The organism is Dissulfuribacter thermophilus, from assembly GCF_001687335.1.
GTDB lineage: Bacteria > Desulfobacterota > Dissulfuribacteria > Dissulfuribacterales > Dissulfuribacteraceae > Dissulfuribacter > Dissulfuribacter thermophilus.
The window spans coordinates 129,429-148,563 of record NZ_MAGO01000003.1 but is presented as its reverse complement, the minus strand read 5'-3'; the positions used below and the strand labels follow the sequence as shown (position 1 = coordinate 148,563).

The 19,135-nt window shown below is 42.6% G+C and carries 20 protein-coding genes; 5 read left to right on the top strand and 15 right to left on the bottom strand.

The window, feature by feature from the left end; all coding sequences use genetic code 11:
- Positions 1–82 precede the first annotated feature (82 nt).
- The 14 genes from DBT_RS12675 to xerC all read right to left on the bottom strand — a co-directional run bounded on the left by DBT_RS12675 (position 83) and on the right by xerC (position 13,005).
- Positions 83–1,675, bottom strand: coding sequence for a Gfo/Idh/MocA family oxidoreductase (locus tag DBT_RS12675; protein WP_067616585.1), 1,593 nt, complete (start codon positions 1,673–1,675; stop codon positions 83–85).
- Between the two features lie 180 nt (positions 1,676–1,855).
- Positions 1,856–2,083: a hypothetical protein gene (locus tag DBT_RS03710; RefSeq protein ID WP_067616583.1), complete on the bottom strand. Its 228-nt coding sequence runs from the start codon at positions 2,081–2,083 to the stop codon at positions 1,856–1,858.
- Between the two features lie 234 nt (positions 2,084–2,317).
- Positions 2,318–2,830 carry a transcriptional activator RfaH gene (locus DBT_RS03705; RefSeq protein ID WP_067616581.1) on the bottom strand — a complete coding sequence of 171 codons (513 nt, stop codon included), beginning with the start codon at positions 2,828–2,830 and terminating at the stop codon, positions 2,318–2,320.
- Between the two features lie 3 nt (positions 2,831–2,833).
- Positions 2,834–3,376, bottom strand: coding sequence for a winged helix-turn-helix domain-containing protein (locus tag DBT_RS03700; protein ID WP_067616579.1), 543 nt, complete (start codon positions 3,374–3,376; stop codon positions 2,834–2,836).
- A gap of 237 nt (positions 3,377–3,613) precedes the next feature.
- Entirely contained in the window at positions 3,614–5,179 is a 1,566-nt protein-coding gene (locus DBT_RS03695; protein ID WP_067616577.1) for an ASKHA domain-containing protein, read from the bottom strand.
- Complete coding sequence (locus DBT_RS03690) at positions 5,142–5,417, bottom strand: hypothetical protein (RefSeq protein WP_067616575.1); 276 nt, start codon at positions 5,415–5,417, stop codon at positions 5,142–5,144. The genes DBT_RS03695 and DBT_RS03690 overlap by 38 nt, the downstream gene beginning before the upstream one ends.
- A gap of 4 nt (positions 5,418–5,421) precedes the next feature.
- Positions 5,422–5,793: a PilZ domain-containing protein gene (locus DBT_RS03685; RefSeq protein ID WP_067616573.1), complete on the bottom strand. Its 372-nt coding sequence runs from the start codon at positions 5,791–5,793 to the stop codon at positions 5,422–5,424.
- Between the two features lie 37 nt (positions 5,794–5,830).
- Positions 5,831–7,057, bottom strand: coding sequence for an argininosuccinate synthase (locus DBT_RS03680; RefSeq protein WP_067616571.1), 1,227 nt, complete (start codon positions 7,055–7,057; stop codon positions 5,831–5,833).
- 4 nt (positions 7,058–7,061) lie between these two features.
- Positions 7,062–8,000 (bottom strand): ornithine carbamoyltransferase, encoded by a 939-nt coding sequence (gene argF / locus DBT_RS03675; protein WP_067616568.1) that lies wholly within the window; start codon positions 7,998–8,000, stop codon positions 7,062–7,064.
- Between the two features lie 44 nt (positions 8,001–8,044).
- The gene (locus DBT_RS03670) at positions 8,045–9,223 is read right to left on the bottom strand and encodes an aspartate aminotransferase family protein (protein WP_067616566.1); all 1,179 of its coding nucleotides are present in this window, start codon (positions 9,221–9,223) and stop codon (positions 8,045–8,047) included.
- Positions 9,220–10,107 (bottom strand): acetylglutamate kinase, encoded by an 888-nt coding sequence (gene argB / locus DBT_RS03665; protein ID WP_083186608.1) that lies wholly within the window; start codon positions 10,105–10,107, stop codon positions 9,220–9,222. Before argB ends, DBT_RS03670 begins: the two co-directional genes overlap by 4 nt.
- A gap of 21 nt (positions 10,108–10,128) precedes the next feature.
- The gene (gene hslU, locus DBT_RS03660; RefSeq protein WP_279614761.1) at positions 10,129–11,505 is read right to left on the bottom strand and encodes an ATP-dependent protease ATPase subunit HslU; all 1,377 of its coding nucleotides are present in this window, start codon (positions 11,503–11,505) and stop codon (positions 10,129–10,131) included.
- A 10-nt stretch (positions 11,506–11,515) separates the two neighbouring features.
- Complete coding sequence (gene hslV / locus DBT_RS03655) at positions 11,516–12,046, bottom strand: ATP-dependent protease subunit HslV (protein ID WP_067616713.1); 531 nt, start codon at positions 12,044–12,046, stop codon at positions 11,516–11,518.
- 14 nt (positions 12,047–12,060) lie between these two features.
- Complete coding sequence (gene xerC / locus DBT_RS03650; RefSeq protein ID WP_067616560.1) at positions 12,061–13,005, bottom strand: tyrosine recombinase XerC; 945 nt, start codon at positions 13,003–13,005, stop codon at positions 12,061–12,063.
- 198 nt (positions 13,006–13,203) lie between these two features.
- Here xerC and DBT_RS03645 point away from each other — a divergent pair, with 198 nt between their 5' ends.
- The 5 genes from DBT_RS03645 to DBT_RS03625 are packed head-to-tail and all read left to right on the top strand — an operon-like array spanning position 13,204 to position 18,587.
- A complete protein-coding gene (locus DBT_RS03645) occupies positions 13,204–13,674 on the top strand; it encodes an ArsR/SmtB family transcription factor (protein WP_067616558.1) in 471 nt (156 codons plus the stop codon).
- Positions 13,671–14,537: a sterol desaturase family protein gene (locus DBT_RS03640; protein WP_067616556.1), complete on the top strand. Its 867-nt coding sequence runs from the start codon at positions 13,671–13,673 to the stop codon at positions 14,535–14,537. Before DBT_RS03645 ends, DBT_RS03640 begins: the two co-directional genes overlap by 4 nt.
- The gene (locus DBT_RS03635; protein ID WP_067616554.1) at positions 14,534–15,307 is read left to right on the top strand and encodes a TatD family hydrolase; all 774 of its coding nucleotides are present in this window, start codon (positions 14,534–14,536) and stop codon (positions 15,305–15,307) included. The genes DBT_RS03640 and DBT_RS03635 overlap by 4 nt, the downstream gene beginning before the upstream one ends.
- Before the next feature lie 54 nt (positions 15,308–15,361).
- Positions 15,362–17,686, top strand: a complete 2,325-nt coding sequence (locus DBT_RS03630) for a PAS domain-containing hybrid sensor histidine kinase/response regulator (RefSeq protein WP_067616552.1) — start codon at positions 15,362–15,364, stop codon at positions 17,684–17,686.
- A gap of 7 nt (positions 17,687–17,693) precedes the next feature.
- Positions 17,694–18,587 (top strand): MinD/ParA family ATP-binding protein, encoded by an 894-nt coding sequence (locus tag DBT_RS03625; protein ID WP_244155304.1) that lies wholly within the window; start codon positions 17,694–17,696, stop codon positions 18,585–18,587.
- Between the two features lie 35 nt (positions 18,588–18,622).
- Here the strand turns inward: DBT_RS03625 and yfcD are convergent, their stop codons facing one another.
- Positions 18,623–19,129, bottom strand: coding sequence for an NUDIX hydrolase YfcD (gene yfcD, locus DBT_RS03620; RefSeq protein ID WP_067616550.1), 507 nt, complete (start codon positions 19,127–19,129; stop codon positions 18,623–18,625).
- Positions 19,130–19,135 lie beyond the last annotated feature (6 nt).

Genomic DNA, 19,135 nt, shown 5'->3' with positions numbered 1-19,135 from the left:
ATTTTTGTGCTCTCCTTATTAAAGTAGTTTTTATTGGCTGAAAGAATTAAAAACTTGGACAGTCGGCATGATTAAAAACTACTTATGTTTTAAAATAACTTTTTTTATTATTTTTTAATTTGTTCTCAAGGGAATCCTTAGAATACTTTATTCCACAAGATTTACATTCCCCTTTCTTGTCTAACCTGTTCCCACATTTGCACACCCATCCAATTTGTCGGGCTGGATTGCCGACTACTAGGGCATGAGGTGGGACATCCTTTGTGACAACCGATCCTGCACCGATAAAGGCATATTCACCTATTGTGATTCCACACAAAATAGTAGAATTTGCTCCAAGACTGGCCCCCTTTTTTACCAGAGTTGATCTAAACTCAGTTTTTCTGGGAATTTCTGCTCTTGGATTATAAACGTTTGTAAAAACAACTGATGGACCACAAAATACATAGTCTTCAAGAGTTACTCCCTCATAGACTGAAACATTGTTTTGGATTTTGCATCCTTTGCCGATCCTAACACGAGGACCGATGACTACGTTTTGACCAATATTGCAGTTGGGACCGATCTCGCTCTCTCCGAGAACATGGCTAAAATGCCAGATTTTGGTGCCATTGCCAATAATGGCACCTTCATCTACTATTGCAGTGGGATGAATAAAAATTGAATTATTTCCGTCTTTGTTTAATCTGAGCTTGACTGGATACCCAGTCTCTATTGCCTTTTGACAGGCATTTAGCACCTTTAACACCCGGAGTCCCTCTTTTCCATCCGTTCTGGGTACACTTCTTGAAGTTATACAATCAATAAAGTGCTCACACTCAGCCCTCAACGGTTCGTATTCTGGTATTTTTATATACTCCCCTTCAGCCTTAATGGCCGCTGGTATTTGTCCTTTCCATTCTACCTTATGGGGATATAAAATAAGTTTCTTTTCCCATGGTTGGGTATCGTCAAAGACTGCCATTTTCTGTTCGCCCACAATCACAAGTTTTTGTTCCTTAAAAGGATGCAGCCATGAGACAAAGATATGAGCCTTAATTCCACTTGGAAAAGAGAGTAGAGAGACAGTAACATCTGCAATATTTTGATGCAGATAATTGCCACAATGGGCCTGGATTTCGTCGGGAAATTCGTTTAGAAGGCCGAGTATCACTGAAACGTCATGGGGAGCAAATGACCATAAGACGTTTTCTTCTCTCCTCAGTTTCCCCATGTTAAGCCGGTTAGAATAAACATAAAGAATGCGCCCAAGTTGACCTTCTCCAATCAAATTTTGTAATTTTAATAGGGCAGAGTGATACCACAGAAGATGCCCTACCATTAAAATTCTTTCATGAGTTTCGGCAAGATTAATGAGTTCTTCTCCTTCTTTTTCTGAAAGACATAGGGGTTTTTCAACATATACATCTTTCCCAGCTAAGATTCCCTCTCGTACAAGAGTCCCATGTGTTTCAGCCGGAGTAGCGATAGCCATTGCATCAATTTGTGGATTACCAAGAACTTGACTAATGGCATTATATACTTTTATTTCTGGATATTTTCTGTTTAACCATTGCTGGACCGCGGGATTAGGATCTACGACTGCGCTCAAAACATCTAATGCATGAAAGTTACGAACAAGGTTTTTCCCCCAATAACCAGCTCCGATCAAGGCAACTTTAACCTGATTTCGCATAAGCATCCTCTCTTTACCGTGAGTGATTTCTGAGTTTGAATAAATTATAGATGTCTATTGTTGGAGTTCCCTTCAATAAATTAAATTCTTCTTCTATTGGTGAGATAACTAAAGCGTGATTTTCACATTTAGCTTGTGAGGGTGAAGGAAGCAATTAACGGAGGGCCTGAACCGATTATTTTAGCAGCCTTCTATTTTTGCCTTTTTCCTCTTTTTTGTAATGTTCACAGTGTCCCCGGCCTTGAGTCTTTTCAAACCTTTTTTCTTACAATTTGTAAGGATGAGCTTATTCCCCTGAATAGACTCTACATCACATGAAAATTTGGCCTGGCACACAGTTTGTGAAGCTATTAAAAAAGATAGAGTTAAGGTGATACCCAGGGCCTTACGAAGTAGACCATAAACCATACCACACCTCCAAACAATTAAATTACTAGGCCCTCCATATTTGGCTTAACTCACAAAGAACAATAATTCAAGTTAAATTATGGGAGTGTCACCAAAGTTAAATGTGGTTCTGGAAATTTTTTTTATAGCTTTGACCTGAGCCGGTCTTTTTACAAAGATGAATTCTTTGGGCACACTACCGCCATTTGGGTGAAAGATGGGATAAACAATTATTTATCATGTTGAAATAAGAGCCTAATAGGTCTCTAAATATTCAATTGGGACCTCTACCTTAATCTGCCTTTTTAACAGCTCGATCAATACAATTGCACGATCTTCAGAATTCATTTCAGTGAAAATCGCTTCTATCAATCCTTCGCCCTTTCGCACAAGTACCTTGTCACCAGGCTTAAATGGTACAGTTTTAAGTGGATCCAACACAATATTGCCTGAACTATCTTCTCTTGCCTTTAGTTCTGCTATGAGTCCATCTGGGACAGGTGGATAAACATCTCCAAAACGTACAGCACTTAGAACACCATATGTACTGTTTATGGTAGTCCAGTTACATTCTTCAGGTGAGAGGTGCAAAAATAGGTAACCAGCAAAAAAGGGTCTTGGCTCAATTTGTTTTTTTCTGGCGTGGCTTATGAGCTTTTTTACCACTGGTAGATAGGTCTCAAAACCTTGACGTACAAGGTTGTCTTTTGCGTAAAATTCACGCCTGGGCTTAGTACGAACTGCGTACCATTTTTTAACCATCTCCATTTTTTAATCTGCCTTCCATAATGTAAGTTTTGGTCTCTTTTCAAATATTGATTTCATATTTTGAAATTCATCCTCTGTAAGCACAAGGGTTCGTATCTTTCTCGAAATATAGCGTTCTGTTTTTCTGACCAAGTCCGTCAGATTATCTTGATCTATATTACCTACGAGCACGAGATCTACTATTCCTGTATCTTTTCCCTGAGCGTAGTCATCTAGAACAAAAGCGAGTTTTAATTCTCCGAGTCTGGAAACAATGCTATCTAAGATCCTGTCCATTCCAAAGGCCTTCTTGACCATTGAATGGAGTTCTGGAAACAGAGGATGGTTGGCATTTGCCCTGAAATTGATCTGTCTGCCGCTCTTCCGGTTTAAAAGTAGACCAGCAGAAGAAAGTTGGCGGAGTTCTTCTCTGACAAGGCTTGGCGACAGTCCAAATTCCTCGGAAAGTCCCCTTAAATGGATCTCCTCATTGGGGTTCAAAAATAGCCTCATGAGGATATGGATCTTGGTTTTTGAGGTGATAAGAGAACTGAGTATGGATTTCATTGGTCTATTTTGTTCTATTTTTTAGAACAAATAGAGTAAAAGCATATATCTGTCAAGTCTCAAGAAGAGTTTTTTACCAATGTAGGCTATCCAAAATCTGGGATAAGAAGTCTTAGAACGTCGTCACAGACGCCTGTAGCTACTCTCACAGGCGAAAGAGTTATGTTAAAGTTGGCAAAGCCCAATAGAGCGGCAAAGGGATGTTACATCCCTTTGCCATGAAGGCTTTAAGCTTTTTTAAGCTTTTATTTTTTTCCAAACATTAGGGAATTTGCTTCTGTCAGTATGGGGCAGGAAGAGGGCACCAGTAAGCTGGCTCATGAAATCCCCTCTAACATTCATTTCAAGATAAGTGATTTTTTTTGTTATCTCGTTTGCCTCTTTAATCGCACCTTGATTGAGTAGTAGTTCCTTGGCTCCAAGGCCTGCAGCATTCCCAAGGCCAACGAACTTATTCAATGGCACATCTGGAAGCATTCCTATTGTGACAGCCTTTTCAGGATCGATGTAGTTACCAAAGGCCCCTGCTACATAGAATTTGTCCACATCTTCAAAGCCTATTCCAACGCTCTGAAGGACAACATTCAAAATGGTGTACATGGCCCCTTTTGAGCGTATGAGATTTTTAATATCGCTTTGAGTGATAAAGATGGGGGCTTTTGAGTAACTTTCGTTCTCAAAGGCCACTACAAACGCGGTTTCCCCATCGATGTCTCTCATACGTTCCGGGCATTTTTGCGGTTCTAGCTTCCCTGTTGGATCTACGAGGCCTGCAACAAAGAGTTCGGCTAAAAGATCGATTATGCCAGAGCCACAGAGCCCCTTTGGCCTTTCTCCTTTAATTGTTTTATAGGTTACGGTGAGATCTTCTGGAGAAATAGTCACTCTTTCTATGGCCCCAGGTTCGGCACGCATGCCGCAGGTAAGTATTCCGCCCTCAAGGGCAGGGCCTGCAGCACCTGCACAAGCAACCATCCATGAAGAATTTCCCAAGACCACTTCGGCATTTGTTCCCACGTCGATGAGCATGGATATCTCCTCACGGGTATGCATACCAGAGGCAATAATCCCCGCCAGAAGATCTCCACCAAAGTAGCTGCCGACATTTGGAAAGCAGTATACTTCACCTTCTGGATGTATTTTTAAACCAATTTCTTTTGATTTTAAAATATCTAGGGTGTTTGCACACGGGATATAGGGTTCTTTACATATGTGAGAGGGATCTAGCCCTAGCAGAAAGTGAATCATAGTAGTATTGCCTGCAATTGAACAGAAATACACATCTTCTGGGCTAGAGCCAATTTCACTTGTCAGCTCTACAATCCCTTTATTGAAGACATCTAGGACCTCGTCTTTTAATCGTTCTAAACCGTCGTTTTTTGATGCATACAGTATGCGAGCTAGAATGTCCTCGCCATGTGCCCTCTGGGGATTCTCGTAGGTGCGTCTTGCCAACTCTTTTCCATCCACTAAATCTAGAAGATAAAGTACAATAGTGGTGCTTCCCAGGTCTATTGCAACCCCTAAGGGATTTCGAAGTTTGGTAGCCTTATCAACTCGAGCGACCTTCTGGCCTCCGCAAGTGGTCAATAAAATGCAATCCAAATCATATTTTTCAGAAAATGTAAGGCGAGAAAGGTCCTTAATAACAGATAAAGGCAAGAACACAGACCCCTCTAATGCCTCACGTAACCTCGTCTCTGGGCTTCTATTATCGTTTAGAGAGGGCCTGGCTAGACTAACTCGGACTAGACGTGCTACAGGTTCACTCAAGCGGCTTTTTTGTGATGTCGATGATTTCACTCTCAGACATATCCTCCATTAGTTTGAAATCTTTTTCCAATTCTTCTTCCATCTTTTTGATGGCCCTTTTCATACGCCAGCCTAGGTACAGTGCCACTCCACTAAATACGGCAATGGCTGCAAAAAAGATAGGAAGGGCCAGAAAAAAGAAGCCTAGTACAAAAAGAATTGCTCCCAAGAAGGCTAGAAAAGCTGTAAAAGGTCCACCTTTTTTTTCGTAATAGTAGTAAAATTTCATTTGCCTAATCCTGTGTGTCTATAATTTCTTTATCGATCCTATCTGGATCGCCTGAATTATAATATAAGACGTTTCTTAGGTGAAAAAAGCTGTCCATATCAATTTCTTCAAATGTAAATGCAAGCCCATTACTGTCCGCGCGCGCTACCTTTGCCCTTATGCTGAGGATAAGCTCAGAGCTTGTACCAGCAAGTTTGAGTATTAATATACAAGAGCTTCCAATCGGAAGCCGATTTTCGGTTTCAATGTACATGCCCTTTAGGCTTATATCCTTGGTTGAGTCTGCCTCAAAGGGACTAAGATCTCCATTAATGGGTTCAACAGAACAATTTGTCTTAAAAACTACTCTAAGGTTTTTACGTTTATCTATTCCCATTCCATTCTGGTCTGGTGATTGTCAAAACCTACAACATTCACTCCTGGTCCTCTGCACCTAATTTATTTTGAAGCATGGCGCGCATTCTAAGTCTTAGACCCTGAAGCCTGATAAATCCTTCTGCATCCCTTTGGTTATAGACCTCATCTGCCTCAAAGGTCGCAAGCTCTGGACTGTAGAGGGATTTGTGAGAACGTCTTCCCACTACCTGGCATGTGCCCTTGTAGAGTTTTAACCTCACTACTCCTGAACAGTCTTTTTGGGACTCGTCAATAAGGGCTTGAAGTGCCTCCCGTTCAGGAGAAAACCAGAATCCATAGTAGATGAGCTCTGCGTATTTAGGGATCAGGCTATCTCTCAGGTGGACTACCTCTCTGTCCAGTGTAATGGTCTCAAGATTTTGGTGGGCAATCCTTAGTATGGTACCACCAGGGGTTTCATACACTCCCCTGGATTTCATGCCTACAAATCTGTTTTCTACAATATCTATACGTCCAATCCCATGAAGGGCACCGAGCTCATTTAGCCTTTGAAGGAGTTTTCTAGGTGTAAGGGGTTCGCCATCAATTGCTACGGGATCTCCTTTTTCAAAGGTGATCTCAACATATTGAGGTTCATCAGGTGCATCTTCAGGGGCCTTTGTCCACAGAAACATATCCTTTGGAGGCTCTGCCCATGGGTCTTCTAGGATCCCACCCTCATAGCTAATGTGTAGCATATTTGCGTCCATGCTGTATGGTTTTTCTTTGGTGACTGGTACGGGGATCCCATGTTCCTTTGCAAAGGCAATGAGCCTTGATCTACTGTTTAGATCCCAAATACGCCACGGAGCGATTATCTTGAGCTCAGGATCAAGGGCCATATAGGTGAGCTCGAATCTCACCTGGTCATTCCCCTTGCCAGTTGCTCCATGGCTTACTGCATCGGCACCTGTCTCATGGGCAACGTTAACCTGTTCTTTTGCGATAAGTGGCCTTGCAATAGAGGTCCCCAGAAGATATTGGCCTTCATAGATGGCATTGGCCCTCATCATGGGAAAGACAAAGTCGCGTACAAACTCATCCCTAAGATCCCTTATCACCACTTCATCGGCACCTGTTGCCCAGGCCTTTTCGCGGACTTTGTCCCAATCCTCATCCTGACCAATATTTGCAGAATACGCCACAATCTCACAATGATATGTCTCTTTAAGCCACTTTAGTATTACTGAGGTGTCAAGACCACCAGAATACGCAAGGACTATTTTTTTGGGAGTATCCTTCATAGCTCTACACTCCATCTTTTAGTTCAAGGGCCCAGAAAAGGATGCTTGCATGGAGATGCATTTTGTTTTCTGCTTGATCCCAAACAGGAGCCTGAGGAGACTCAATTACATCATCTGTAATTTCTTCTCCCCTATGGGCGGGTAAGCAGTGAAGCACTATTGCATCGTTCGGGGCCTTTGAAATAAGTTCGTTATTTACCTGATAGGGCATAAAGATTTGTTTTCTTTTTTCAAGTTCATCCTCTTGCCCCATGCTCGCCCAAACATCAGTATTTATTACGTCTGCATCAGATACAGCGCTAAACGGATCATCTGAAATCGTGACTCTTGCACCTTCGTCTTTGGCCTGAGCCAAGATGGTTTCGTCTGGCTCAAATCCCTTTGGACATGCAATTTTCAACTCAAAACCTAGTCTGGCCGAAAGCTCTATCCAGGAATGGCATACGTTATTCCCATCACCCACCCACGCAATTTTTAAGTCCTCAACATTGTGTCCTTTGCATTCTATAACTGTCATAATGTCCGAAAGCACCTGGCATGGATGATGTTCATCTGTGAGGCCATTTATTACAGGGATTGTGGACCACTTTGCAAACTCCTCCACAACTGCCTGACCAAAGGTCCTAATGACAACACAGTCAAGGTATCTCGATAGGACCCGTGCTGTGTCCTTGATGGGTTCACCTCTGGTCAGTTGCAGGTCTCGCGAAGACATAAATGTTACCTGCCCGCCAAGATTGAACATTGCTGCCTCAAAAGAGACCCTTGTCCTGGTAGATGGTTTTTCAAAAAGGAGTCCAAGGCTCTTTCCCGTTGCAGGAAAAGGTTGAATTCCAGCCTTTTTCTGACGTTTTAATCTAAAACCACCTTCTAAAATACGTAAAATTTCATCTTTGTTGAGATCAAGTACCCTAAGAAAGTGTCTTAATTTCTTATTACTCATGATACTTCCCCAAAAATAAATTCCCGACAATTTTACTATGCTCGCTAACAGTATTTTTCCAATATGTTTCGAAATTTGTTTAAAAATTCTTTTATTTCATCCTCCTCAATTATAAGGGGAGGAAGAACTCTAAGGAGCCTGTCTGCCGGTGTCAGGCATAGCACTCCTTCGTCAATAAATCTAGAACCAATCCCTTCAAGCGGAGAGTTGAATTCTACTGCCTGTATTAGGCCCTTGCCGCGCACCTCCTTTATTAGGCCTGGGAAATCCGCTTTTATTTCCATGAGTCCTTTTTTAAGGAGCTCACCTTTAATCTTTACGCCTTCCAAGAAGGCATTGTCTCCTATGATCTCAATTACCTTTTGGGCAACTTGAGAGATTACTGGATTACCACCAAAGGTAGAGGCATGTGTCCCAGGAGGGAGGTAGCTCATTATTGCCTTTTTCGCAACAAGTGCCCCAATTGGAAGACCGTTTCCAAGTGCCTTTGCCAGACACATTAGGTCTGGGACGACTGGAGTCTGTTCATAAGCAAAAAGAGTCCCTGTTCTCCCAATTCCTACCTGAACCTCGTCAAAACAGAGGAGCAGGCCATTTTCATCACATAATCTTCTGGCCTCAAGGAGGAATTCGTCGCTTAAGACGTGTACCCCGCCTTCTCCCTGGATTGGCTCTAGTATGATACCACAGGTCCTCTTCCCAATGGCTAGCCTCAATGCCTTGATATCATTTCTTGGCACAAAGGTCACAGTTGGGACCAGAGGACGAAATCCCTTCTGGTACTGAGGTTGCCCTGTAAGAGACAGGGCCCCTAAAGTCCTTCCATGAAAGGAACCATGGAGGGCTATTACCTCTACTGCCCCTGGTCCCTTTGTCTCATGACCAAATCGGCGCATGAGTTTGAAGGCAGACTCTACTGCCTCAGCCCCTGAGTTGCAGAAAAAGACCTTTTCGCCAAAGGAGTGTTCGCAAATGGCCTTGGCTAGAGCTGCCTGGGGCCTTGTCCAGAATAGATTGGACGTATGCCAAAGGCATTCCAGCCCCTTTTTAGCAACTTCTATGAGTTCAGGGTTAGAGTGACCTAGATTGCAGACTGCAATGCCTGCAGTAAAATCTAGAAATTCCCGACCCTCTTCATCGTATAATTTAGTTCCAGTCCCCTTTACAATTGTGACTGGAAAACGATTGTAGGTATCTGCGATATTTTCAAAAAATGAACTCATTCGCCTACTACCTCTGTCCCTATCCCTTCATCAGTTAAGAGTTCAAGAATTATTGCGTGTTCAACCCTTCCGTCAATAATATGGGCCTTTTTCACTCCGGCATTTAAGGCCTTCTTGCAGGCCTTTAATTTAGGTATCATGCCGCCTTGGGCGATGCCTTCTTCAATGAGTTTATCCACCTCTTTTACTGTCATGGAGTGTATTAATTTGTCTTGTCCGTCTTCACTCTTTACCATTACGCCTGGAACATCTGTAAGCAGTATGAGCTTTTCAGCCTTGAGGGCCCCTGCGATTGCCCCTGCCACAAGGTCTGCGTTAATATTGTGGGCGGTACCGTCGGGACCAACTCCAACTGGGGCGATCACCGGGACAAATCCTGAATTCTCAAGGGCATAAATGACCTCAACATTGACCTCTTCAACCTTGCCAACCCTCCCGATGTCAATGATTTCAGGTGGGCGTTCATCTCCTGTGTACTTGTATATTTTCATGCGAGATGTCTTTATGAGGTCACCATCCCTTCCAGAAAGACCCACTGCCCTGCCGCCATGGGAGTTTATGAGTCCTACTATTTCTTTGTTGACAGTGCCAACTAGCACCATCTCCACTACACTCATGGTCTCATCATCTGTGACCCTCTGGCCTTCGACAAAGGTGGGCTTAATGCCCATTCTCTCCAGTGTCTTGGTGATTTGAGGGCCTCCTCCATGGACTACTACAGGTCTTATGCCGATATATTTCATGAGGATGATATCGAGGACAAAATTTTCCTTTAGCCTATCATCCACCATGGCGTGGCCACCGTATTTAATGACCACAGTTTTGCCATAAAATTTCCTGATATAGGGGAGGGCCTCTATCAATACTTCCGCTCGTATGCTCATTTTTTTATCTGCCTGCATAGATTACAAAATAAACCTACTCAAATCTTCGTCTTTAATTATTCCTTCAAGCCGTTCCCTCACATACTGTGCTGTTATTGGAATCGACTTGGGTCCTATGTCTGGGGCCTCAAAAGAGACCTCTTCCAGAAGTTTTTCCATAACAGTGTGGAGCCTCCTTGCCCCAATATTTTCAGTCCTCTGGTTAACTTCATAGGCTATCCGTGCTATTTCCATAATCGCCTCATCATCAAAATCAAGTGTGATTCCTTCAGTTTCCATAAGTGCCTTATACTGAGTGACCAGGGCATTTTCAGGCTCTTTTAATATTTTGAAGAAGTCATCCTGGGTAAGTGGATCAAGTTCGACACGTATGGGGAATCTTCCCTGGAGCTCTGGTAGGAGATCTGATGGTTTTGCAACATGGAAGGCCCCACTTGCAATAAAGAGTATGTGATCTGTCCTTACTATCCCGTATTTTGTGTGTACGCTCGTACCTTCTACAATGGGAAGCAGATCTCGCTGGACTCCCTCTCTCGATACGTCAGGTCCAGAGCCGCTTCCCCTCGCAGCCACCTTATCAATCTCATCGAGGAATATGATCCCCGACTGTTCAACTCTCTGAATCGCCTGTTCTACGACTTTGTCCATATCAATGAGTTGACTTGCTGCCTCCTGCTCAAGTATCCTCCTGGCCTCAGAGACCTTTATTTTCTTCCTCTTTTTCTTTGAAGGGAAGATGTTAGAAAACATTTCCTGAATATTGGACTGAAGTTCTTCCATGCCTGAGGCAGCTAGAATCTCCACCATTGGCCCTTGAGCCCGTTGGGGCAGATCAAGCTCAACATAACGGTCTTCTAGTTTACCTTCACGTAGCATAGTCCTTAAGCGCTCACGAGTGGAATCATATGTTGCCTCAGTGCCAGGGCCTTGTGGAGAAACCATGCTGCCCCCAGAAGGTAGTAGCAGATCGAGGAGCCGTTCCTCTGCCCTCACTTTTGCCTCTTGTTCAACCTTTTCTTTTTCTTCCTGTTTTACCATGTCCACTGCAAGGTGGGTGAGATCCCTTATCATTGACTCAACGTCTCTACCTACATATCCCACCTCTGTAAATTTGGTGGCCTCTACCTTTAAAAAGGGTGATTTAGCCAGGCGAGCCAGTCTACGAGCAATCTCAGTTTTACCCACTCCCGTTGGACCTATCATGATGATATTCTTGGGAGCGATTTCATCACGTAAGGCCTCTGGAATCTGCTGACGGCGCCACCTGTTTCTAAGTGCGATAGCAACTGACCTTTTGGCCTGTTTTTGGCCGATGATATACTTGTCGAGCTCCATTACGATCTGTCTTGGAGTAAGAGGTGCCTCATCCATTAGTCCGCCTCCTTCGGTTGCGTTCATTGCTTCAGTCCTACCATTCAAGGGTTTCGACAAAGAGAGAAGAGTTCGTGTATATGCAGATTGACGCAGCTATCCTAAGAGATCTTTCAGCGATCTCTCTTGCAGTTAGTTCAGTGTTTTCATAAAGGGCTTTAGCTGCTGCGTGGGCGTACGGCCCCCCAGAACCTATGGCAAGGACCCCTTCGTCAGGTTCAATTACGTCTCCTGCTCCAGACAGAAGTAGAGTCTTTTCCTTATCTCCTGCCACTAGCATGGCTTCAAGACGTCTCAAGACCTTGTCTGTGCGCCAGTCCTTTGCAAGCTCTACAGATGCGCGAATGAGATTACCATTAAACTCTTCAAGGCGTTTTTCAAGTTTTTCAAAGAGCGTCATGGCATCTGCAGTTGAGCCCGCAAATCCAGCCAGAACCTTTCCACCATAGAGCCTTCTCACCTTTTTGGCTTCGTGTTTTACAACCGTATTACCTAGGGTCACTTGCCCATCTGAGGCAAGAACCAAAGAATTTTTACGACGTACTGCAATAACTGTTGTACCGTGCATATATACTCCCACTTCTAGTCCCTCTTGATCTTATCGTTGACGTCATTAAGGGAATTTGCCCGAGGATGGGCCTTGTCATATATTTTAGCCAGGGTTGAGATCTCCAGATGTGTATATCTTTGAGTTGTCTGAAGACTCTCATGGCCCAACATCTCCTGGATCGCCCTAAGGTCTGCGCCTGCCTCCAAAAGATGGGAGGCCATTGAATGCCTGAGCGTATGCGGGGTGCAATTGGAAGAAACCCCAGACTTTATCCTCAGTCTTTTTATAAGTCTTTGAATACTCCGCTGAGTAAGCCTTTTCCCAAATCTATTTAAGAATAAGGCCTCATTGTCTTCTGAGTCGTTTGTAGCTTTATTTAAAAGCTCATGTCTTTTTTCTAAATATGTCTGAATAGCCTCTTTTGCCTTTTGGCCAAAGGGTACGATACGCTCTTTTTTGCCCTTACCCCTGATTCTTAGTACCTGTAAATCAAGGGAACAGTCATCAAGGTTGAGCCCGGTGAGTTCGCTGACTCTAAGACCTGAACTGTAAAGGAGTTCTATGATTGCCCTATCCCTGAGGCTTAAAACGTCGTCGCCTTGGACTGCCTCTATCAGGCAAAACACGTCATCCACATTGAGGTATTCTGGAAGAGTGACTCTGTGTTTAGGTAGTTTAAAGGGGTGGGCAGGGTTATTCGATGTAATGCCCTCTCGTATCAAAAATGTATAAAAGCTCTTTAAAGAAGAGAGCTTTCGGGAAATGGTCACGGTTTTTATCCCTTTTTGGGCCTGTTTAAAAAGCCAGGTACGGACTTTCCCCGGGTCTATAGAGTCAAAATCTTTGTCTTCCTCTAGGGCTGATTCTAAAAAAGAGCGTACATCTCTAATATAAGCTAATACAGTGTGTCTTGAATAATTTTTTTCTGACTCAAGATAATTTTTAAATGCTTCTAGAGCAGTTTTTGCTGAGTTCATTTTTTCACTTTGATATTTTTCCTAACAGCTGCAAGAGAAACTATTTTTTTACCACAACTAAGTTAAAATTCAATGTTTTTCAGCCATGTTCCGCTTGGCAGACCAATACGGCATCCATTCCGTGAGTGTGTATTTGCTCACAGGCCACCGCATCTACTGTGTTATCGGGCATTCGACGTACAGGGATGGTTTTATAAAATGCTAGATTTAGGTGGGGCAAGCGTTGATGACGTAGTAATGGTTGGCAAGTGTATATTCAATGTTTATAACTTAAACATGAAATCGAGCCCACATGTCAAGCTTAGTAAAAAATTAAAGGCTATCCAGGACCCAACCAGATTAAAAATTTTGACAATACTTTCCAAAAGTCCGCTTTGCGTATGTATTATAACAGAGGCCTTAAAACTCGCTCAGCCAACTATATCAAGGCATCTGAGTCTCTTAGAAGAGGCTGGTTTCATTGCCAAAAAGAGGGATGGTAGGCTTATTATCTACGGACTTTCCCCTGAGGACGAGCTAACTGAAAAACTTTTAAGTCTGGCATTAAAGGAAACATTAAAAGATAGAGAATGTATAAGCCTATTTTCTATAGTGGAGGAATTGAAGCGAAATAAATTATTCCCTTCTGATGAGATTAAGTATAATGATAAAAATTTTAAGGTTCCATGAATGGAATTTATAAATTGATTTATAGCGAAGCTGGAATCAGGCTAATATTTTTCTTTTTTGTCATCTCAATAATGGCAATTTGGGAGATCTTGAGGCCCAAAAGGCAGTTAATAGAAAATAAGATCAGGAGATGGAAGAAAAATCTACTGATAATAATTATAGATTCGATAACTCTAAAGCTTGTCTTTCCAGTCACTCTTGTGTCTATAGCTGCTGGGGCAGAGGCTGCTCACTGGGGACTTTTAAATCATTTTGAGATCTCGAGACCTGTTGCCTTCATTATGGGCTTTTTGGCCATGGATCTCAGTATATATCTCCAGCACTTAATGTTTCATGCCGTGCCCATATTGTGGAGGCTACATATGGTCCACCACGCAGACATGGATATTGATGTTACTACTGGGCTTAGGTTTCACCCATTAGAGATGATCCTTTCACTGGCGATTAAGATGGCCACTATTTCTGCTATTGGGCCTCCTCCCCTGGCAGTACTCGCCTTTGAAGTAGCGTTAAATGCCAGCTCCTTGTTCAATCATGGGAATGTAAATATTGCTGAAAAAATAGATAAATATCTTAGGCTTTTTGTGGTAACTCCGGATATGCATCGAGTACACCATTCTGTAATTATTAGGGAGACCAATAGTAATTTTGGTTTTAATTTCCCGTGGTGGGATAGGATCTTTGGAACATATAGGGCGCAACCTATCATGGGGCATGAACAGATTACCATAGGACTATCGCACATACGTTATGAATCAACGCTTGGAATACTTGGGGTCCTTGCCCTTCCATTTACAGGGGATCAGGGGCCATATCCAATAAACAGATCAGGAGCTGATCCGAGGTTATTGAAGAAATCATGAAACTAATTGATACCCACGCACACTTAACCTCTGAAGAGTTTAAAGATGATCTTGGACAATGTCTTGAAATTGCAGAAAGAAAGGGCGTCAAAGCGGTTGTAAGCGTAAGCGAAGACATTGAAGATGCCAAAGAGGCACTTCGTCTCTCAAAGAAATTTCCAATGGTTTATGCTGGGGCAGGACTGTTTCCCACTCACACGGATTTTGAACAGGCAGAGGAGATGTTTTCTTTTATTAGAGAAAATGCTCAAAATTTGGTCTGTATCGGTGAGGTGGGACTGGATCGGTGGAAGGTTCAAGATCCAGGACTAAGGGAGATTCAAGAGGAAATCTTTAAGGGATTCATAGAACTTTCCAAGGAAACTGGTCTTCCTTTAAATTGCCACAGTCGATCAGCAGGCCGAAAGACTATAGAGATTCTAATTGAAAAAGGTGCCCAGAAGGTACAGCTTCATGCCTTTGATGGAAAGGCAAGTATTGCCAGATTGGGAGAAGAAGCAGGTTTTTTCTTCTCAATACCACCTTCGGTCATTAGGTCAAGACAAAAACAAAAATTGGTCAAGGCCCTTTCTCTTTCCTCAATATTGATTGAGACAGATAGTCCAGTACTTGGCCCTGATCCAACAGTGCGCAATGAACCCCAAAATGCCATCATGGTCATTGAGGCAATAGCGGAAATAAAGGGTGAGCCAAAGGAGAAAGTTGAGGAATTTGTGGGGGAAAATACAAAGAGGCTTTATTCCGGAATATTTCGGAATCGAACCCAATAATCTGGGACGATGTCTTTAAATAGGTGCTGAAATAATGGGGAACCAACAATTGCCATGAACTTGAAGAATGACTCCATTTGTAAGGCTGTTTTTGATGCTTCAGTTGAGGGTATATTTGTCCACGATGCCAAGACCGGCGACATACTGACTGTGAACAAGGGCGCAGAAATCCTCTTTGGGTGTTCCAAGGAGGAGATCATCAAAGGTTCAATAAATAGATTTAGCCTCGGAGAGTCTCCTTACTCGCAAAAAGAAGCCATGCTTCATATTAGAAAGGCAAGAGAAGAAGGACCTCAACGTTTTGAATGGCTATCCAGGAGGGCAGATGGGGGCCTTTTTTGGTCAGAAGTGTCTCTTTCCTACACCAAATTAGATGGAATCAGTGTCATTATTGCAATCGTCAGAGATATTTCACGGCAAAAAGATCTGGAAAAACGTCTTAGCCTCAGCGAAGCCAGATACAGAACCCTCTTTGAATTTATGGGCGATGGGGTGGCAGTCTATGAAGCAATTGATGATGGAGAGGATTTTGTTTTTTTAGACTTTAACCGAGCAGCTGAAAGAATAGAGAATATATCGAGGGCGGAGGTCATTGGAAGACGTATTACAGAAGTTTTCCCAGGGATAGAAGAATTTGGGTTTCTAGACGTATTGAGAGAAGTCCACAAGACAGGTATAGCTATTCACTACCCAGTAAAGTATTACAGGGATGAGCGTATACAGGGATGGAGGGAAAACTATGTCTACAGGCTGCCAACTGGAGAAATAGTAGCAGTTTATCAAGATAAAACCCAAGAGCTAGAGACTGAAGAAGTCCTGATGCAGAAAACGGATTTTCTCGACAAACTCATAAATTCTATGCCAGCAGGCGTAATAATCGTTAATGAGAACAGGATGTTCAAGTGGGTTAGTGCCAAGTTTGAAGCCATTACTGGCTACTCTGCATTTGAGGTTTTAGGAAGTAACACTAGGTTTCTCTATTTTGATGACGGAGAATATGAACGGGTTGGCAAGGCCTATCCATTACTCGACCATGGGAAAGAGGTGGACATAGAGACCATCTGGAGACGAAAGGATGGCAAGCCTATCAATATATTATTGAGGGGAGCAAGGTTACAAAAACAAACTGATCGTGGCCAGGTGGTGGCAACTGTTCTCGATATAACAAATTTGAAGATAATGGAAGAAGAACGGCTTCAAATGGAAAGAAGGCTCAGAGATGTACAACGCCTAGAGAGTCTTGGCCTGATAGCAGGGGGCATTGCACATGATTTCAATAATATCCTTATGGGCATAATTGGTAATGCAGAACTTGCATTGCTGAGATCCAAAGATGGTATACAAGACAATTACATAGATGCCATTATTTCTTCGTCTAAAAAGGCGGCAGGACTTTGTAAGCAGCTTTTGGCCTATGCTGGAAAGGGCAAATTTGAGACAAAGATTTTAGATGTAAATGCACTCATTGAGGAGATAAAACAGTTTTTAAAGTTGAGTATCTCAAAAGATATTGATTTGGAATATCAATTACAACCTGATCTTCCGCCCATATTCATTGATCCAGGTCTAGTGGAACAGATAATTATGAATCTTGTACTGAATGCCTCAGAAGCCATTGAGCAGAAGTACAATAATTCTTTAAAGGAGATTGTCCGAAGTAAAAAAATCATAGTTCGCACTGAATTGGTTGAGTTTAATTCGTTTTGCCAAAAAAAATGCGATTATGGAGAAAATTTAACAGAGGGGAAATATATAAAAATTGAAGTTGAGGACAATGGCTGTGGAATGGACGAGGAAACCAGGCAAAGGGTCTTTGATCCATTTTTTACCACAAAATTTTATGGCAGAGGGCTTGGAATGGCCACGGTCATGGGCATAGTAAGAAGGCACAGGGGGGGGATTAATATTGAAAGTCATAAGGGAAAAGGCACTAAAGTATGTGTATGTCTTCCTGCTTCGACTGGTAGCCCAGAAATAAAAGCATACTCCGAACAGGAGGTTAGTGGCACACTTCCTAGAAAACCTGTCCTTTTAGTGGACGATGAACCGCAGATAGTGAAGATTGGAATTGAGATATTAAATGCCCTTGGAGTCCAGGCAAAGGCCTGTTACAGCGGGCATGAGTGTATTGAGATCTTGAGAAAGGATCCAACTGGTTTCAGTTGTGTAATTTGTGATTTTACTATGCCAGGATTAACATTGAAAGAGACTTTACGCGAGATAAAAAAGATCAACAGAGATCTTCCGATTATTTTATCGAGCGGTTTTTCGAGACAGCATGTTGAAGAAGAGCTAAAGGGGTTTGATATGGCAGATTTTTTGCAAAAGCCCTACTCCATGAACGAATTAAGAAAGGTTTTGCAAAAATATTCCAAGTGATTACAGTATGATGCCAGTAACAATATCCGTAGGCTCTGGAAAAGGTGGTACTGGAAAGACTCTTGTGGCCTCGAATATAGCGGCAATTCTTTCCCAGAGAGGGAAGGAGGTCTACCTTATAGATCTCGATGTAGGTGGAGCTGATGCCCATATCCTCTACGGTGTCTTCAAACCTAGTGCTACCCTTACAGACTTTCTGACTGGTAGCCAAAAGCATCTCCATGAGGTTTCAACTAGGCTTGATACCTTCTACGGCCTAAATTTAATAGTCGGTACTGGTGAGACCTTAAAGACCGCCAATATGTCCTATGCCACCAAAAAGCGACTCCTGAAACATATCAAGATGCTCAAAGGAGATGTTGTCATATTGGATGTAGGGGCTGGAACCAGCCTCAATACGCTAGATTTTTTTATTTCGACAGATATTCAACTCTGTGTCTCTACTCTTGACCCCACTTCTATCTTGGATTTTTATAGATTTTTAAAGCTTTCTACCATAAGAAAGGTCCTTTCAAGCTTCCTGTCCACGGATGAGGTCTCACGAGCTCTCTCTCAAAAAGATTTTCAAAGAATAGATGAAATTTTTGCCTTTGCTGAAAAAATCAGGCCTGATGCCAGGAAAAAGGCGGAAAACACCTTGAATGGATTTAGACCTGCCCTTATTTTAAATCAAGTCCGGGGGGAATCTACTCTAGACAGATTAAAATTAAAGCACGTTGTATCCAAGTTTCTTGGAATAACCCTACCAGAATTGGGAGTTATTCCGTGGGACGAAATGGTCTTTGAAGCCATAAGGTCCTATATGCCCATAATTGAATACTCACCAGGGTCTAAGGCCGCAGTTGCATTGAGTAAAATAGCTGACTCTCTTCTTGAAATGATAGATACGCAAATTGCCTAAAGTGTTTTGCCTGCTCAATCCCTAATTGCAATGCCTCATTTGAGTTTAAGATGACCTTCTTTTCGAAGGCGCTCTAACAGTAATATCCCATCTGGGGTGAATGGTTCACGCTTGGTCATTTCAAAGAGATCTTCTATTGAAATAAACATACCTTTTTCAACCTCTTCTTCCTGAAGCACAAATGGACCATTGTGAATACACTTAAAGGCTCTACCCCATACAGAATTGTTTTCATCTTTAAAGAAAAAATCAAAGAGAAATTCCAGTTCAACTCCACTTACTCCTAGCTCTTCAGCGAGCTCTCTTTGGGCAGCCTCTTCATATGATTCGTCCTTGAGCACAACTCCCCCTGCGCATATATCCCAATGAGAAGGATAAATGTCTTTGGTTGCAGTCCGTTTTTGGATGAAAAGCCTTCCATCACTATTAAAGACCAGGCAATATGTGGCCCTGTGCGGGAGGTTTTTTGCCCTCATGACGCTCCGTGGAGCAGAACCTATGGCGTTATTGTGTTCATCAACTATTAGAACTTCTTCTTCCATTTTTCC

Excerpts from the sequence above, each read along its gene's own strand:
- DBT_RS12675 (WP_067616585.1), bottom strand. The coding sequence starts at position 1,675 with ATGCGAAATCAGGTTAAAGTTGCCTTGATCGGAGCTGGTTATTGGGGG.
- DBT_RS03710 (WP_067616583.1), bottom strand. The coding sequence starts at position 2,083 with ATGGTTTATGGTCTACTTCGTAAGGCCCTGGGTATCACCTTAACTCTA.
- DBT_RS03705 (WP_067616581.1), bottom strand. The coding sequence starts at position 2,830 with ATGGAGATGGTTAAAAAATGGTACGCAGTTCGTACTAAGCCCAGGCGT.
- DBT_RS03700 (WP_067616579.1), bottom strand. The coding sequence starts at position 3,376 with ATGAAATCCATACTCAGTTCTCTTATCACCTCAAAAACCAAGATCCAT.
- DBT_RS03690 (WP_067616575.1), bottom strand. The coding sequence starts at position 5,417 with ATGAAATTTTACTACTATTACGAAAAAAAAGGTGGACCTTTTACAGCT.
- DBT_RS03685 (WP_067616573.1), bottom strand. The coding sequence starts at position 5,793 with ATGGGAATAGATAAACGTAAAAACCTTAGAGTAGTTTTTAAGACAAAT.
- DBT_RS03680 (WP_067616571.1), bottom strand. The coding sequence starts at position 7,057 with ATGAAGGATACTCCCAAAAAAATAGTCCTTGCGTATTCTGGTGGTCTT.
- argF (WP_067616568.1), bottom strand. The coding sequence starts at position 8,000 with ATGAGTAATAAGAAATTAAGACACTTTCTTAGGGTACTTGATCTCAAC.
- DBT_RS03670 (WP_067616566.1), bottom strand. The coding sequence starts at position 9,223 with ATGAGTTCATTTTTTGAAAATATCGCAGATACCTACAATCGTTTTCCA.
- argB (WP_083186608.1), bottom strand. The coding sequence starts at position 10,107 with ATGAGCATACGAGCGGAAGTATTGATAGAGGCCCTCCCCTATATCAGG.
- hslU (WP_279614761.1), bottom strand. The coding sequence starts at position 11,505 with ATGAACGCAACCGAAGGAGGCGGACTAATGGATGAGGCACCTCTTACT.
- hslV (WP_067616713.1), bottom strand. The coding sequence starts at position 12,046 with ATGCACGGTACAACAGTTATTGCAGTACGTCGTAAAAATTCTTTGGTT.
- xerC (WP_067616560.1), bottom strand. The coding sequence starts at position 13,005 with ATGAACTCAGCAAAAACTGCTCTAGAAGCATTTAAAAATTATCTTGAG.
- DBT_RS03645 (WP_067616558.1), top strand. The coding sequence starts at position 13,204 with ATGCTAGATTTAGGTGGGGCAAGCGTTGATGACGTAGTAATGGTTGGC.
- DBT_RS03640 (WP_067616556.1), top strand. The coding sequence starts at position 13,671 with ATGAATGGAATTTATAAATTGATTTATAGCGAAGCTGGAATCAGGCTA.
- DBT_RS03635 (WP_067616554.1), top strand. The coding sequence starts at position 14,534 with ATGAAACTAATTGATACCCACGCACACTTAACCTCTGAAGAGTTTAAA.
- DBT_RS03630 (WP_067616552.1), top strand. The coding sequence starts at position 15,362 with ATGAACTTGAAGAATGACTCCATTTGTAAGGCTGTTTTTGATGCTTCA.
- DBT_RS03625 (WP_244155304.1), top strand. The coding sequence starts at position 17,694 with ATGATGCCAGTAACAATATCCGTAGGCTCTGGAAAAGGTGGTACTGGA.
- yfcD (WP_067616550.1), bottom strand. The coding sequence starts at position 19,129 with ATGGAAGAAGAAGTTCTAATAGTTGATGAACACAATAACGCCATAGGT.